This is a genomic window from Streptomyces sp. NPDC048623, from assembly GCF_040650755.1.
Taxonomy (GTDB): domain Bacteria; phylum Actinomycetota; class Actinomycetes; order Streptomycetales; family Streptomycetaceae; genus Streptomyces.
The window spans coordinates 597,510-613,387 of the sequence record NZ_JBEZHV010000001.1; the positions used below are offsets into that span (position 1 = coordinate 597,510).

At 74.1% G+C, this 15,878-nt stretch carries 11 protein-coding genes and 1 pseudogene; 9 read left to right on the forward strand and 3 right to left on the reverse strand.

What is annotated here, in order from left to right; translation table 11 throughout:
- The first annotated feature begins 91 nt into the window (after positions 1 to 91).
- The 5 genes from AB0C73_RS03030 to sucD all read left to right on the forward strand — a co-directional run bounded on the left by AB0C73_RS03030 (position 92) and on the right by sucD (position 7,479).
- The gene (locus AB0C73_RS03030) at positions 92 to 1,219 is read left to right on the forward strand and encodes an AAA family ATPase (RefSeq protein ID WP_362523804.1); all 1,128 of its coding nucleotides are present in this window, start codon (positions 92 to 94) and stop codon (positions 1,217 to 1,219) included.
- Positions 1,216 to 3,657, forward strand: coding sequence for a DUF5682 family protein (locus tag AB0C73_RS03035; protein WP_362523806.1), 2,442 nt, complete (start codon positions 1,216 to 1,218; stop codon positions 3,655 to 3,657). The genes AB0C73_RS03030 and AB0C73_RS03035 overlap by 4 nt, the downstream gene beginning before the upstream one ends.
- A 160-nt stretch (positions 3,658 to 3,817) precedes the next feature.
- Positions 3,818 to 4,972, forward strand: coding sequence for a VWA domain-containing protein (locus tag AB0C73_RS03040; protein ID WP_362523808.1), 1,155 nt, complete (start codon positions 3,818 to 3,820; stop codon positions 4,970 to 4,972).
- A gap of 423 nt (positions 4,973 to 5,395) precedes the next feature.
- Positions 5,396 to 6,574, forward strand: coding sequence for an ADP-forming succinate--CoA ligase subunit beta (sucC, locus tag AB0C73_RS03045; RefSeq protein ID WP_362523810.1), 1,179 nt, complete (start codon positions 5,396 to 5,398; stop codon positions 6,572 to 6,574).
- Positions 6,575 to 6,594: 20 nt separating this feature from the next.
- Positions 6,595 to 7,479, forward strand: coding sequence for a succinate--CoA ligase subunit alpha (gene sucD, locus AB0C73_RS03050; RefSeq protein ID WP_362523812.1), 885 nt, complete (start codon positions 6,595 to 6,597; stop codon positions 7,477 to 7,479).
- A gap of 94 nt (positions 7,480 to 7,573) precedes the next feature.
- Here the strand turns inward: sucD and AB0C73_RS03055 are convergent, their stop codons facing one another.
- Both AB0C73_RS03055 and AB0C73_RS03060 read right to left on the reverse strand, forming a co-directional pair.
- On the reverse strand, positions 7,574 to 8,749 hold the full coding sequence (locus tag AB0C73_RS03055; RefSeq protein ID WP_362523887.1) for a DNA-directed RNA polymerase sigma-70 factor: 1,176 nt from the start codon (positions 8,747 to 8,749) through the stop codon (positions 7,574 to 7,576).
- A 462-nt stretch (positions 8,750 to 9,211) separates the two neighbouring features.
- Positions 9,212 to 9,397: pseudogene (locus AB0C73_RS03060) on the reverse strand (helix-turn-helix domain-containing protein); the annotation flags it as partial.
- Positions 9,398 to 9,517: 120 nt separating this feature from the next.
- On the opposite strand from AB0C73_RS03060, the gene AB0C73_RS03065 reads away from it, so the two are divergent.
- Complete coding sequence (locus AB0C73_RS03065; protein WP_362523813.1) at positions 9,518 to 11,041, forward strand: DUF6350 family protein; 1,524 nt, start codon at positions 9,518 to 9,520, stop codon at positions 11,039 to 11,041.
- Here the strand turns inward: AB0C73_RS03065 and AB0C73_RS03070 are convergent, their stop codons facing one another.
- Positions 11,042 to 11,761 (reverse strand): hypothetical protein, encoded by a 720-nt coding sequence (locus AB0C73_RS03070; protein ID WP_362523815.1) that lies wholly within the window; start codon positions 11,759 to 11,761, stop codon positions 11,042 to 11,044. It lies immediately after the preceding gene.
- Positions 11,762 to 11,991: 230 nt separating this feature from the next.
- On the opposite strand from AB0C73_RS03070, the gene purN reads away from it, so the two are divergent.
- The 3 genes from purN (at position 11,992) to AB0C73_RS03085 (ending at position 15,768) form a co-directional block, all read left to right on the forward strand.
- A complete protein-coding gene (gene purN, locus AB0C73_RS03075) occupies positions 11,992 to 12,621 on the forward strand; it encodes a phosphoribosylglycinamide formyltransferase (RefSeq protein WP_362523817.1) in 630 nt (209 codons plus the stop codon).
- The gene (purH, locus tag AB0C73_RS03080) at positions 12,605 to 14,170 is read left to right on the forward strand and encodes a bifunctional phosphoribosylaminoimidazolecarboxamide formyltransferase/IMP cyclohydrolase (protein WP_362523819.1); all 1,566 of its coding nucleotides are present in this window, start codon (positions 12,605 to 12,607) and stop codon (positions 14,168 to 14,170) included. The genes purN and purH overlap by 17 nt, the downstream gene beginning before the upstream one ends.
- Before the next feature lie 125 nt (positions 14,171 to 14,295).
- Positions 14,296 to 15,768: a DUF2079 domain-containing protein gene (locus AB0C73_RS03085; RefSeq protein ID WP_362523821.1), complete on the forward strand. Its 1,473-nt coding sequence runs from the start codon at positions 14,296 to 14,298 to the stop codon at positions 15,766 to 15,768.
- Positions 15,769 to 15,878 lie beyond the last annotated feature (110 nt).

Consider the following 15,878-nt stretch of genomic DNA (forward strand, 5'->3'; position numbering starts at 1 on the left):
CCACCTGCGGTTTCCATCGCCCGTGACCGATTGTCAGTGGCATGGTGCACCGTGGATCCCACAGCAGGTCGAACGATCTGGAGGGGGACCCATGACCCTGCCCGAAACCACCACGACCACCGCGGCGGGCAGCGCGAAGGACCGCGCGCTGCGGCCGCACGCCGAGGACGCCTTCGCGCACGAACTCGCCGCGCTCGCCGCCCACGACGACCGGACCCGGCCCGCCCGCTGGAAGCTCTCGCCGTGGGCCGTCGCCACCTATCTCCTCGGCGGCACGCTCCCCGACGGCACGGTGATCACACCCAAGTACGTCGGCCCGCGCCGCATCGTCGAGGTCGCCGTCACCACGCTCGCGACCGACCGCGCCCTGCTCCTGCTCGGCGTGCCCGGCACCGCCAAGACCTGGGTGTCCGAGCACCTGGCCGCCGCCGTCAGCGGCGACTCCACCCTCCTCGTCCAGGGCACCGCCGGCACGCCCGAGGAGGCCATCCGCTACGGCTGGAACTACGCGCAGCTGCTCGCCCACGGCCCCAGCCGGGACGCCCTCGTGCCCAGCCCCGTCATGCGGGCCATGGCCCAGGGCATCACCGCCCGCGTCGAGGAGCTGACCCGCATCCCCGCCGACGTGCAGGACACCCTCATCACCATCCTGTCCGAGAAGACCCTGCCGATCCCCGAGCTCGGCGAGGAGGTGCAGGCCGTCGGCGGCTTCAACCTCATCGCCACCGCCAACGACCGCGACCGGGGCGTCAACGACCTGTCCAGCGCGCTGCGCCGCCGCTTCAACACCGTCGTCCTCCCGCTGCCCGCCACGCCGGACGCCGAGGTCGACATCGTGGCCCGCCGGGTCGACCAGATCGGGCGCTCCCTCGACCTGCCGGCCGTGCCCGAGGGCGTCGACGAGATCCGCCGGGTCGTCACCGTCTTCCGCGAGCTGCGCGACGGGGTGACCGCCGACGGGCGCACCAAGCTCAAGTCGCCCTCCGGGACGCTGTCCACGGCCGAGGCGATCTCCGTCGTCACCGGCGGCCTCGCCCTCGCGGCCCACTTCGGCGACGGTGTGCTGCGCTCGGCCGACGTCGCCGCCGGACTCCTCGGCGCGGTGGTCCGCGACCCGGCCGCCGACCGGGTCGTCTGGCAGGAGTACCTGGAGACGGTCGTCCGCGAGAGAGACGGATGGAAGGACTTCTACCGCGCGTGCCGCGAGGTGAGCGCATGACCCCCCGCCCCGCCGCCCCCACGCCCCTGGCCGCGACGCGCACGGCTCCCGCGCCCGCCGGGCCGACTGCCGGCCGTCCCGGCCCCGCCGCTCACCCGGAACCCGCCGCCACCGCCGGCCGCCGGCCGCGGCCCGCGGGCGGTCCGCTCGTTCTCGGTGTGCGGCATCACGGGCCCGGGTCCGCGCGGGCCGTGCTCGCCGCGCTTGATGCCGGGCGGCCCAAGGCCGTCCTCGTCGAGGGCCCGCCCGAGGCCGACGCCCTGGTGGCGCTCGCCGCAGACGAGGAGATGCGGCCCCCGGTCGCGCTGCTCGCGCACGCCGTGGACGACCCGGGGCGCGCCGCGTTCTGGCCGATGGCCGCGTTCTCGCCCGAATGGGCCGCGATCCGCTGGGCCCTCGCGCACGGCGCCGAGGTCCGCTTCATCGACCTGCCCGCCGCCCACACCCTTGCCGCCTCCGACCCCACCTGGGACGACAGCGAGGAGTACGCCCCCGAGGACGCGGGGGCGGACGGGCTGCGCGTCGACCCCATCGCCGAACTCGCCCGTACCGCCGGCCACGATGACGCCGAACGCTGGTGGGAGGACGTCGTCGAACTGCGCGGCGCCACCGACCCGTTCGCCCCCTTCGAGGCCCTCGCCGAGGCCATGGGCGCGCTGCGCGAGGCGTACGGGCACGGCGGTCATCCCCGCGACCTCGTGCGCGAGGCGCACATGCGGATCCGGCTGCGCGCCGCGCAGAAGGAGTACGGCGACGACCTCGCCGTCGTCTGCGGCGCCTGGCACGTGCCCGCGCTGCTCCGCCGGACCACCCTCGCCGCCGACCGCGCCCTCCTCAAGGGCATGCCCAAGGTGAAGACCGAACTGACCTGGGTGCCCTGGACCCACCGCCGGCTCGCCCGCCGCTCCGGCTACGGCGCGGGCATCGAGGCCCCCGGCTGGTACGCGCACCTGTTCACCGCCCCGGACCGGCCGGTCGAACGCTGGATGACCAAGGTCGCGGGCCTGCTGCGGGACGAGGACCTGCCCGTCTCCTCCGCCCATGTCATCGAGGCCGTACGGCTGGCCGACACCCTCGCCGTGCTGCGCGGGCGCCCGCTGCCCGGCCTCGGCGAGACCACCGACGCGATCCGCGCGGTCATGGGCGACGGCTCCGACGTCGCCCTCGACCTGGTCCGCGACCGGCTCGTCGTCGGCGACGTCCTCGGCACGGTCCCGGCCGGCGCGCCCGCCGTCCCGCTCCAGCGCGACCTCGAACGACTCCAGCGCGGGCTCCGGCTCAAGCCCGAGGCCCAGGAGCGCGAGCTCGACCTCGACCTGCGCAAGGACAACGACGCCGCCCGCAGCCGGCTCCTCCACCGGCTCCGGCTGCTCGGCGTCGCCTGGGGCACGCCGGTCGCCGGCCGCGGTTCCACCGGCACCTTCCGGGAGAGCTGGCGGCTGCGCTGGGAGCCCGAACTCCACGTCCAGGTCGCCGAGGCGGGCGTCTGGGGGACCACCGTCGAGGCCGCCGCGACGGCCCGGGCCGAGTCCCAGGCGGCCGCCGCCGGCGAACTCGCCGCCATCACCTCCCTCGCCGAGCACTGCCTCCTCGCCGGGCTCACCGACGCCCTGCCCGCCGTCCTCCACGCCCTCGCCGACCGCGCCGCCCTCGACACCGACGTCGCCCACCTCGCCCACGCCCTCCCCGCCCTGGCCCGCTCCCTCCGCTACGGCGACGTCCGCGCCACCGACACCACCGCCCTCGCCGAGGTCGCCACCGGCCTCGCCGACCGCATCTGCGTCGGCCTGCCGCCCGCCTGCGCGGGCCTGGACACGGACGCCGCCACGGAGATGCGGGAACGCGTCGACGGCGTCCACGCGGCGATCGCGCTGCTGGCCGACCGGGAGGAGGGCGGAGGGGAACGTGGAGCCGAGGGCGGCTCCGGTCTCGCCGACCGCTGGGCCGGGGTGTTGCGGCGGCTCGCCGGGCGGGACCGGGTGCCCGGGGTGGTGCGGGGGAGAGCGGTGCGGTTGCTGCTCGACGAGGGGCGGTTCGGCGCGGACGAGGCCGCCCGGCTGATGGGGCTCGCCCTGTCGCCCGGGACGCCGGCCGCCGAGGCCGCCGCCTGGGTCGAGGGGTTCGTCGGCGGGGCCTCCGGGGGCGGGCTGCTGCTCGTGCACGACGAGCGGCTGCTCGGACTGGTCGACGACTGGCTGAGCGGAGTGAGCGCCGACGCGTTCACCGACGTGCTGCCGCTGCTGCGGCGCACCTTCGCCGCGTACGAGCCGGGCGTCCGCCGCACCCTCGGCGAACTGGTCGCCCGCGGCCCGGGCGCCGGAGGTCCTGCGGCGGCCACGGTCACCGCACCGGGCTTCGCGCCCGTACCCGACGCGCAGAGGGCCGACGCCGTCCTGCCGTTGCTCCAGCTGATCCTCGGCACGGAGGCCGCCGCATGAGCGCCCGCGCCCGTACCCGACGCGCATGGGGCCGACGCCCTACTGCCCCTGCTCCGGCTGATCCTCGGCACGGAGGCCGCCGCATGACCGCCCGTACGGCAGCGGCGGTCGCGCCCGCGTCCGCCCCACTCCACCCCAACCCCCGCACGGAGGTGCCCGCATGACCACGATCCGCACGGACGACGAGCGGCTGCGCCGCTGGCGGCTGGTACTCGGGGGCGGGGAGGCCGACGGCACCGGGCGGGCGCTGACCGGCAGCGACGTCGCCATGGACGGGGCCCTCGGCGCGCTCTACGGCGCGAGCGGCGGCAGCAGCAGCGGGCGGGACCGGGCGGCCGGGCTCGGAGGGTCCGCGCCGTCCGTCGCGCGGTGGCTCGGCGACATCCGGACGTACTTCCCCAGCTCGGTGGTCCAGGTCATGCAGCGCGACGCCATCGACCGCCTCGGACTCGCCAACCTGCTCCTGGAGCCGGAGATGCTGACCGCGGTCGAGGCGGACGTGCATCTCGTCGGGACGCTCCTGTCGCTCAACAAGGCGATGCCGGAGACGACGAAGGAGACCGCCCGCGCGGTCGTCCGCAAGGTGGTCGAGCAGTTGGAGAAGCGGCTCGCCACCCGCACCCGCGCCACGCTCACCGGGGCGCTCGACCGGTCGGCGCGGATCAGCCGGCCGCGGCACCGGGACATCGACTGGGACCGGACCCTCCGGGCCAATCTGAAGAACTACCTCCCCGATCACCGCACCGTCGTCCCCGAGCGGCTCATCGGCTACGGCCGCGCCTCGCAGGCGGTGAAGAAGGAGGTGGTGCTGTGCATCGACCAGTCCGGTTCCATGGCCGCCTCCGTCGTCTACGCCTCCGTCTTCGGCGCCGTCCTCGCCTCCATGCGGGCGATCGCCACCCGCCTCGTCGTCTTCGACACCGCCGTCGTCGACCTCACCGACCAGCTCGACGACCCGGTCGACGTGCTGTTCGGCACCCAGCTCGGCGGCGGCACCGACATCAACCGGGCGCTCGCCTACTGCCAGTCGAGGATCACCCGGCCCGCCGACACCGTCGTCGTCCTCATCAGCGACCTGTACGAGGGCGGCATCCGCGACGAGATGCTGAAGCGGGTCGCGGCCATGAAGGCCTCGGGCGTGCAGTTCGTGACCCTGCTCGCGCTCTCCGACGAGGGCGCGCCCGCCTACGACCGCGAGCACGCGGCCGCGCTCGCCGCACTCGGGGCCCCGGCTTTCGCCTGCACCCCCGACCTCTTCCCCGAGGTCATGGCCGCCGCCCTGGAGAAGCGCCCGCTCCCGATACCCGAGGCCTGAGCGGAGCCCCCGGCGCAGGTACGGATTCCGTCGCCGCCCGCCCGCCCGCCTGCCCGCCCACCCGGACGGGTGCCGCCCCCGGCACTGAGGGCCATATCACATTTGCGCCCCACCCACCCTCACCGTGCCGACCGGCGCGCCGTGAGTGGGCCGAACCCCGTTTCCCGCCTGCCACAAAGGGCCGGGCGGCCCTTGCCGCCACCGCTCCGGACCGCCCCGTCGTGCCTACGGTCTGTGACCCGTATCACCGCTCTTCGGTGATCCGCGATTTAGGGACCCACGGCCCACGGGGATAACCTGCGAGACGGACATGCCGCGTCCACGGACACCGTGTACGCCTCCCTAGTGACAGCGCAGTCACGTTGCCCTCCGCGGCACGCCCACGCAGACAACGAACCGCGATCATCTAGAAAAGGGACGCGCGTGGACCTGTTCGAGTACCAGGCGAGGGACCTCTTCGCCAAGCACGGTGTACCGGTGCTGGCCGGTGAAGTCATCGACACGCCTGAGGCGGCGCGCGAGGCCACCGAGCGGCTTGGCGGCAAGTCGGTCGTCAAGGCGCAGGTGAAGGTCGGCGGCCGCGGCAAGGCCGGCGGCGTCAAGCTGGCCGCCACCCCGGACGAGGCCGTCGCCCGCGCGACGGACATCCTGGGCATGGACATCAAGGGCCACACGGTCCACAAGGTGATGATCGCGGAGACCGCTCCGGAGATCGTCGAGGAGTACTACGTCTCGTACCTCCTCGACCGCACCAACCGCACCTTCCTCGCCATCGCCTCCGTCGCCGGCGGCATGGAGATCGAGGTGGTCGCCGAGGAGACCCCCGAGAAGGTCGCGAAGGTCCCGGTGGACGCCAACAAGGGCGTCGACATCGAGAAGGCCCGCGAGATCGTCGCCGCGGCCCAGTTCCCGGCCGAGGTCGCCGAGAAGGTCGCCGAGGTCATGGTGACCCTGTGGAAGACCTTCGTCGCCGAGGACGCGCTCCTCGTCGAGGTCAACCCGCTCGCCAAGGTCGCCTCCGGTGAGGTCATCGCCCTCGACGGCAAGGTCTCCCTGGACGACAACGCCGACTTCCGCCACGCGGACCACGAGGCTCTCCAGGACAAGGCGGCGGCCAACCCGCTCGAGGCCGCTGCCAAGGAGAAGGGCCTCAACTACGTCAAGCTGGAGGGCGAGGTCGGCATCATCGGCAACGGCGCCGGCCTGGTCATGTCGACCCTGGACGTCGTCGCGTACGCCGGTGAGAACCACGGCGGCGTGAAGCCGGCCAACTTCCTCGACATCGGCGGCGGCGCCTCCGCCGAGGTCATGGCGAACGGCCTGGAGATCATCCTCGGCGACAAGGACGTCAAGTCCGTGTTCGTCAACGTCTTCGGTGGCATCACCGCCTGTGACGAGGTCGCCAACGGCATCGTGCAGGCCCTGGAGCTCCTCGCCTCGAAGGGCGAAGAGGTCACCAAGCCGCTGGTCGTGCGACTCGACGGCAACAACGCGGAGCTGGGTCGCAAGATCCTGTCCGACGCCAACCACCCGCTCGTTCAGCGCGTGGACACCATGGACGGCGCGGCCGACAAGGCCGCCGAGCTCGCGGCTGCGAAGTAAGGGACGAGGACTAAACAGCCATGGCTATCTTCCTCAACAAGGACAGCAAGGTCATCGTCCAGGGCATGACCGGTGCCACGGGCATGAAGCACACCAAGCTCATGCTGGGTGACGGCACGAACATCGTCGGCGGCGTGAACCCGCGCAAGGCCGGCACGTCCGTCGACTTCGACGGCACCGAGATCCCGGTCTTCGGCACCGTCGCCGAGGCGATGGAGAAGACGGGCGCCAACGTCTCCGTCCTCTTCGTCCCGCCGGCCTTCGCCAAGGCCGCCGTGGTCGAGGCGATCGACGCCGAGATCCCGCTCGCCGTCGTCATCACCGAGGGCATCGCGGTCCATGACTCCGCCGCGTTCTACGCGTACGCGGTGGAGAAGGGCGGCAAGACCCGCATCATCGGCCCGAACTGCCCCGGTCTCATCACCCCGGGCCAGTCGAACGCCGGCATCATCCCGGGCGACATCACGAAGCCGGGCCGCATCGGCCTGGTCTCGAAGTCCGGCACGCTGACGTACCAGATGATGTACGAGCTCCGTGACCTCGGCTTCTCCTCCGCCGTCGGCATCGGTGGCGACCCGGTCATCGGCACCACGCACATCGACGCCCTCGCGGCGTTCGAGGCGGACCCCGACACCGACCTGATCGTCATGATCGGTGAGATCGGCGGCGACGCCGAGGAGCGTGCGGCCGACTTCATCAAGGCCAACGTCACCAAGCCGGTCGTCGGCTACGTCGCGGGCTTCACCGCCCCCGAGGGCAAGACCATGGGCCACGCCGGCGCCATCGTCTCCGGCTCCTCCGGCACCGCCGCGGCGAAGAAGGAGGCCCTTGAGGCCGCCGGTGTGAAGGTCGGCAAGACCCCGACCGAGACCGCGAAGCTGGCGCGCGCCATCCTCGCGGGCTGATCGCGCCTCGGCGCGCACCAGCACCACGCGTGAGTGGGCCCCGCCCCCTCCCGGTTCCCCGGGCGGGTGGCGGGGCCCACTCGCGTACGTGCGCTTACCGCGCGGCCGGGACCAGGCGCTCCGGGCCCGGGTTCGGGGCCGTACGCAGCCGCTCGCGCAGCTCCTTGTCCTCCGGGCGCAGCTTCTGCGGGCCGCCGCGGACCGGGACGCCCTCGACGGCCGCGCCCGGCGCGTTCACCGGGATGTAGCGGGTCGGGGCGGTCGCCGCGGTGAAGGCCGTGACGCCGATCAGCGCCGCCGACACGCCCGCCACGGCCCGGGTCAACAGCCGCAGGCGCCGCTCGCTGCGGGTCCGCACCGCGTGTGCGGCGGGCAGCGTGGCCGTCGGCGCCTCTGCGACGAGCGCGGCGAGCCGCCGTTGCAGCGCCTCGGGTTCGGCCAGGTCGGGGATCTTCTGCCCGATCACCGTACGGGCGTGCAGCAGCCGGTTCCCGGCGGCCGGAGTGCTCGCCTCCGTCTCCGCGGCCGTCTCCGGCAGGTCCAGGCCCAGACCGTCGTAGAGCAGGACGGTGCGGCGGTACGGCGCGGGCAGGTCGAGCAGCACTCCGAGGAGCGCCCGCCGGGCCGCCTCGGTCGGCGGCGCGTCCGGATGCCGGTGCCGCCGCCGGAACCGGTGCCACGGCGACAGCGCGTACTCGTACGCCGTCGCCCGCACCCAGCCGACGGGGTCGCCGTCCCGGGCCACCTCGGGCCAGTGCTGCCAGGCGTGATGAAACGCGTACTCGACCGACTCGCGCGAGAGCCGCCGACGCCCCGTGAGCAGGTACGTCTGGTGGACCAGCCCGGGCGCGGCGTGATCGTAGAGCGCGTCGAAGGCCTCTTCGGGGGTCGGCCAGGGGGCCGTGGCCTCCGCGGGCGCGGGCGCCGGTGACGGTTTCAGACGCCCCTCGCGGGGCGGGGAGGCGGCCGGCTCAGGCCGATCGGCCGATCGGGTGACGGACCGCGGGTCGGCCTTGCCGGACCGGGAGGTTCGCGTCGGCCCGGCGGGCCTGGCGGATCCCGCGGACGTCGCGGCCCCGGCGGACCCCACCGACTCGGTGGGTCCTGCGGCGCTTGCGGACACCCTGGCCCGGGCCTCGGTGTCTGCGGGCTCGGTGGGTTCCACGGTGCTGTTGGGGTCGGCGGTGCTTGCGGGCGCACCAGGCCCGGTGGGCGTCGTGGACGTCCTGGCCTGGGCCTCGGCGTCTGCTGCGGGCTTGCTGGGGCCCACGGCGCTGGTGGGGTCGGCGGTGCTCGCGGGAGCACCAGGTCCTGTGGGACCAGCCCCGGCGCCCGCCGCGGGCTTGCCGGAGCCCACAGTCTCGGTGCGCCCTGCGGGAGCCGTTGATGCCTCAGATCCGCCGCTCGCCGCGGCTTCGGTGGCCCTGGCGGTACCCGAGGGCCCCGCAGGCCCCGCGGGTTCCGCGGACCCGGTGGGTCCGGTGGACGGCGCAGACTCCACAGGCCCTGACGCGCTCGCGGACGGCGCAGAGTCCGCAGGCCCTGCGGGGCCCGCGGGCCCGCCACCGGCCGCCTCCGCCGCCGCGGCGGCCGCAGGCCGCCACACCGGCTCCGGGCGGCCCGTTGCCGTCGTCCCCGTTCCCTTCGGCGGGCGCGCGGGGCCCTTCGTCGCCGGGCGGGGGCGGGTCGCGTCGGGGGTCGGGCGGGTGGGTGGGGGTGGGTAGATGCCGAGGAGTCTGGCGTAGGCCTCGCGCTTGCGGCCGCGGGGGGAGTTGCGGCCGGTCTCCCAGGCGCGGACGGTGGCCCGGGTGACGCCCAGGGCCTCCGCGACCTGGTCCTCGCCGAGGGAGAGGGCCTCCCGCAGTCGGCGCCGCTCCTTGGGGGAGGGGAGCGAGACGGAGGGGCTCGTCGGACTCATCGGCGTCGACCTCCCACAGCGCGACTCCGGACGGAAATGCACATAAACGTATCTTGAGCGACACAACGGCCATTCGCCTGTTACGGGGGCAAACAGCGTGTCGCTGGCAGCATGGCCCCCGTGACGCACCTGACCGCCGAGCAGCGCCCGGTACCGGCGCCCGCCGCCCTGGCCACCGCCTTCGTGCGCGGCGGCGTCGCGGCGGGCCTCGGCCTCGGCGCGGTCGCCGTGCTCGTGACCGCCGTGTGGATCGCCTCGCCGTACCCCGACAGCGGCCCCGCCGGCGCCCTGCACACGGCCGCCGGCCTGTGGCTGCTCGCGCACGGCGCGGACCTGATCCGCACCGACACCGTCTCCGGCGTGCCCGCGCCGCTCGGCGTCACCCCGCTGCTGCTCACCGCCCTGCCGGTGTGGCTCGCACACCGGGCGGCCCGGGACACCCTCGACCCGGACGAGGGGCGGCCCCGGCCCTCGCCGGCCGGCGCCGTGGCGGCCGTCACCGGGGGATATCTGCTGGTCGCGGCGGCGGTCGTGGTCTACACGGAGGCCGGGGCGCTGCCCGCCGACCTGGTCGCCACCGGCGCCTGGACGCCCGTCACCGTCCTCGCGGCCGCCGCCGCGGGCGCCTGGACGGCACACGGGCGCCCGCTGCCGGACCGGGAGCGGTACGCGGTCGCGCTGCGCGCCGCCGTCCCGGCCCTGCTCGTCCTCGGTGCGGGCGGCGCGCTGCTCGTGACGGCCTCACTCCTCTGGCACGTGGGCGCCGCCCAGACCTCCTTCGTCGGGCTCGCGGGGGAGTGGTCGGGGCGGGCGGCCGTCGCGCTGCTCGGGCTCGCGCTGCTGCCGAACGCCGTGCTCTGGGGCCTGGCGTACGGGCTCGGTCCCGGTTTCTCGCTCGGTACGGGCGCCCTCGTCGCACCGCTGGGCCTCGCTGGTGCCGGTACCCCGGCCGTGCCCGACTTCCCGCTGCTCGCGGCGCTGCCCGTGCAGGCAGGGGCCGCGGAGGGCCCCGGCCGGTTGCTGCACTGGGCCGCGCTCGCGATCCCGGTGCTCGGCGCCCTGGCGGCCGGACGACGGGTGGGACGGGCCGCGCGCGCCTGGGCGGCCCGGGAGACGGCGCTGACCGCCGTTGCCGCGTCGGGGGTGTGCGGGGCGGCCGTCGCCGTCCTCACGGGGCTCGCCGGCGGGCCGCTCGGCTCGGGCCGGCTCGCCGCCTTCGGCCCGGTGTGGTGGCAGACCGGTGCGGCGGCGACGCTGTGGTGCGGGGCGGTGGGCGTACCGGCGGCGTTCGCGGTACGGGCCTGGGGCAGGCGCACCGAGCGGCGCGCGGCGGCGGCCCTCGTCGGCCCGCAGGTCCCGGGACCGGGTCCGGGAGCCGTACCGGAGCCGAAGGCCAAGGCGGAACCGGCGGCGGCGGTCAAGGACGCGAAGCCCCTCGTACCGCCGCCCGCCCCGGAGACCGCCGGTGCCCTGGCCCGCCTCGACGAACTCGACGCGCTCGACGCGCTGGACGCCGCCGACGAGGGGTACGGCTTCCTGCCCGCCGCGTGGGAACCCACGATGGAGCCCACGGTGGAACGCGCGGCGGAACCCGCGGCGGAGCCAGAGCCTCCCGCTTCGCCCTCTGAACCTCAGGACGACTGACTACTCGCGTACGCCCAGCGTGTCCTGCAGCGGCTTCGGCAGCAGGTCGTTGCAGGCCAGCTGGCTCTGCTTGGTCAGGGCGTCGGCCCGGCACTCGTAGAAGTCGCGGTAGACGAAGTGCACCACGAAGCCGCTCGCGACGATCATCAGGGCGAGCGAGGAGGCCACCAGGCCGCTGATCGCCGCGGTCTGCTTGCTGCGGTTCGCGGTGGCCGCCGCCGAGGCGGTCTCGGCGGACGCCGGGCCGCCCTCCGGGGCCTTCGCGCGCGTGCGCAGGGCGCTGATCGCCCAGTACGCGCCGAGCGCGCCGAGCAGCAGCGCCACCTCCTGGATGAAGAAGGCGAAGAAGAAGGCCCACATGCCGGAGAGCACCGCGTACCGCGCGCGCCGCTGTGCCGGGTCCGTCGGGTCCCAGCGCAGACCGGGCCCCTGGCCGCCGTCGGGGCCGTCGGACGGACCGCCACCGGGACCGCCGCCCTGGCCGCCGCCCGAGGAACGCTCGGGGCGGCCGCCGAAGCCGTCGGCGGAACGGCCCGGCTGACTGCTGCTCCAGCCCGGTCCGCCGGCAGAACCACCGGCCGAACCGCCGGCGGACCCGTGCGAGTCGGACGAGCCCTCGTCGGAGCCCTCCGGGAGTCTCGGCCGCCACGGCTGGTCCGGCTGCCCCTCCGGCGGCGGTGCGAACGGGTTGTTGTCGTTCGTGGACTGGCGATCCGGCATGTGCTGGGCGTCTTCCCTCTGTCTGTGTGCGCGGGTGTGATGTGGCGCGCGGCCCTGGTGTCGCAGGTCGTCGGACCCTGACGCTACCCCCCGCTCACGCCCCCGTCCCGTGGGGGTTGTCCGGAGTGCCGGTATCGTTGCTGACGGTCGGGCCCTTCGTAGGGTTCCCCGTATCGAGGGACGCGATTCGTTCGTACGACCGCACAAACACCACGGAAAGAGTGACCCCAGTGGCTGCCGCCCGCCTCGTCGTCCTGGTCTCCGGCTCCGGCACGAACCTCCAGGCCCTCCTCGACGCGATCGCCGCCGACCCCGAGGGCTCCGAGGGGTACGGCGCCGAGATCGTCGCCGTCGGCGCCGACCGCGACGGCATCGCCGGTCTGGAGCGGGCCGAGCGCGCCGGGGTCCCCACCTTCGTGTGCCGGGTCAAGGACCACGCGAGCCGCGAGGAGTGGGACCGCGCGCTGACCGAGGCCACCGCCGCGTACGAGCCGGACCTGGTCGTCTCGGCCGGGTTCATGAAGATCGTCGGCAAGGAGTTCCTCGCCCGCTTCGGCGGCCGGGTCGTCAACACCCACCCGGCGCTCCTCCCCAGCTTTCCCGGCGCGCACGGTGTGCGCGACGCCCTCGCCTACGGCGCGAAGGTGACCGGATGCACCGTCCACTTCGTCGACGACGGTGTCGACACCGGCCCGATCATCGCCCAGGGCGTGGTCGAGGTGCGGGACGAGGACGATGAGGCCGCGCTCCACGAGCGCATCAAGGAAGTCGAGCGATCGCTGCTCGTCGAGGTCGTGGGGCGTCTCGCCCGCAACGGCTACAGCATTGAGGGACGAAAGGTTCATGTCGGTGAGCACTGACACCGTTAAGCCCATCCGCCGCGCGCTGGTCAGCGTCTACGACAAGACGGGCCTCGAGGAGCTGGCCCGTGGTCTGCACGAGGCCGGCGTCGAGCTGGTCTCCACCGGCTCCACCGCGTCGAGGATCGCCGCGGCCGGCGTCCCGGTCACCAAGGTCGAGGAGCTGACCGGCTTCCCCGAGTGCCTGGACGGGCGCGTCAAGACGCTGCACCCGCGCGTGCACGCCGGCATCCTCGCCGACCTGCGCCTGGAGTCGCACCGTGAGCAGCTCGCCGAGCTGGGCGTGGAGCCCTTCGACCTGGTCGTCGTGAACCTCTACCCGTTCCGCGAGACGGTCGCCTCCGGCGCCTCGGCGGACGAGTGCGTCGAGCAGATCGACATCGGCGGCCCGTCGATGGTCCGCGCCGCGGCCAAGAACCACCCGTCGGTGGCGATCGTCACCAGCCCGGAGCGGTACGCCGACGTGCTCGCCGCGGTCGAGGCCGGCGGCTTCGACCTGGCCACCCGCAAGCGGTTCGCCGCCGAGGCGTTCCAGCACACCGCCGCGTACGACGTGGCCGTGGCCTCCTGGTTCGCCGCCGACTACGCGGCCGCCGACGACAGCGGCTTCCCCGACTTCCTGGGCGCCACGTACGAGCGGGACAACGTACTGCGCTACGGCGAGAACCCGCACCAGGGTGCCGCCCTCTACGTCGACGGGACGGGCGGCCTCGCCCAGGCCGAGCAGCTGCACGGCAAGGAGATGTCGTACAACAACTACACGGACACCGACGCCGCGCGCCGGGCCGCGTACGACCATACCGAGCCGTGCGTCGCGATCATCAAGCACGCCAACCCGTGCGGCATCGCGATCGGGGAGACCGTCGGCGAGGCGCACCGCAAGGCGCACGCCTGTGACCCGCTGTCCGCGTTCGGCGGCGTCATCGCCGTCAACCGGCCGGTGACGGTGGAGATGGCGGAGCAGGTCGCCGAGATCTTCACCGAGGTCATCGTGGCGCCCTCCTACGAAGAGGGTGCCGTCGAGATCCTCTCCCGCAAGAAGAACATCCGCGTGCTCCGCGCCGAGGGCGCCCCGGCCAACCCGGTCGAGGTCAAGCCGATCGACGGCGGCGCGCTGCTCCAGGTCACCGACCGTCTGCAGGCGGACGGCGACGACCCGGCGAACTGGACCCTCGCGACGGGCGAGGCCCTGTCGGCCGAGGAGCTCGCCGAGCTGGCCTTCGCCTGGAAGGCCTGCCGCGCGGTCAAGTCCAACGCGATCCTGCTGGCCAAGGACGGTGCCTCGGTCGGCGTCGGCATGGGCCAGGTCAACCGCGTCGACTCGGCGAAGCTGGCGGTCGAGCGGGCGGGCGAGGAGCGGGCGCGCGGCTCGTACGCCGCCTCGGACGCGTTCTTCCCCTTCCCGGACGGCCTGGAGATCCTCACCGCGGCCGGCGTGAAGGCGGTCGTGCAGCCGGGCGGCTCGGTCCGCGACGAGCTGGTGATCGAGGCCGCGCAGAAGGCGGGCGTGACGATGTACTTCACCGGCACGCGCCACTTCTTCCACTGACGGTCGAGGGCCGGAGGCCCGGGGCGCGATGCCCCGGGCCCCGGTCCTTCCGCGATTCCGCCGGTCGGGGGACCTCTGTTCTAATGGGTTGCTCTTTTCGTCGGCGGCTGGTCCATGGGGGCACGGTGTTGGATGTGCAGAACGGTTCCGCGTCGGACGCGGCGGAGCCCTCCGCGCCCGAGACCGACGGCGGGCCCACGGACGGGTCCTCGCCCGGCGGTCTCGCGGCCGCCCCGGTCCGCCCGTACGCGATCCTCGCCGCGGTGTTCGGCGCGCTGTACTTCCTCTACTCCTGGGTGCAGTACGAGCGCTTCCGCACGCCCTCCTGGGACCTCGGGATCTTCGAGCAGTCGGTCCGGGCGTACGCCGGTCTGCGCGCCCCGATCGTCGACATCAAGGGCCCCGGCTTCCTCATACTCGGTGACCACTTCAGCCCCGTGACGGCACTCCTCGCGCCGCTCTACTGGGTGTGGTCCTCCCCGCTCGCGCTGCTCTTCGCGCAGGCGGCGCTGTTCGCCGCCTCCGCCGTCGTGGTCGGCCGCACCGCCCAGCAGGTGCTCGGCAGCCGGGCCGCCGGGATCGCGCTCACCGTGGCGTACGGGCTGTCCTGGGGCCTTCAGGAGGCGGTGAAGTCCGACTTCCACGAGATCGCCTTCGCCGTGCCGCTGCTCGCCCTGACCTGCCGGGCGCTGCTCCTGGGCCGGTGGACCGCCGCCGTCGGCTGGTCGATGCCGCTGGTCCTCGTCAAGGAGGACATGGGCCTGACCGTGGCCATGGTCGGCGCGGTGCTGGTCGTGAAGGGGCAGCGGCGGCTCGGCGCGGCCCTCGCCGCCTTCGGCACGGCCTTCTTCGCGCTCACCGTGCTCGTCCTCATCCCGGCCGCCAGCCGGGTCGGCCAGTACGACTACTGGGCCAAGATCGAGAAGAGCGGCGACGGCAGCCAGGTCACCTTCCTCGACTCGCTCCTCGGCGCGTTCCAGCACGGCGAGAAGTGGGAGATGCTGCTCTTCCTCGTCGGCGTCACCGGCTTCCTGTGCCTGCGATCCCCGCTGATGCTGCTCGTGCTGCCGACCCTCGGCTGGCGTTTCCTCTCCCACGACCCCAACCACTGGGGCATGCTCTGGCACTACAACGCGATCCTGATGCCGGTGGTGTTCCTCGCCCTGGTCGACGCGGTCCGCGCGGTGCGTACCTCGCCGCGGCCCTGGCTCGTCGCGTACGGGAAGGCGGCCGTGCCGGTCGTCACGGCGATCGCGCTCGTGCACGCCCTCGACATGCCGCTGCGCGAGCTGACCCGCCCCGAGACCTACCGCACGGACGCCCGCACCCTCGACGCGCGGCGCGCGGTCGCGGCGGTGCCGGCGGGGGCGAGTGTCGAGACGAACGTGACGCTCATGGCCCATCTGACCGGCGACCACACCGTCTACTGGGTCGGCGGCGCGCAGGGCGTCAACCCCGACTACCTCGCCTTCGACACCTCCTCCGGCTGGTCCCAGCCGGTCACCGACCCGGTCGGGCTCGCCTCGCAGCTGCACCCGGAGGCGCGGTACGCGGTGACGGAGCAGGCGGGGCAGTTCGTGGTCCTGAAGCGGCAGTGAGGGACGCGCACCGAGTGGTGGGCGTACGCGAAGGGGCCCCGTTCCGGCCGGAACGGGGCCCCGACATCGGGAGAGCACACGTGTGTAAAACCATCACTCAGCTGTGAATA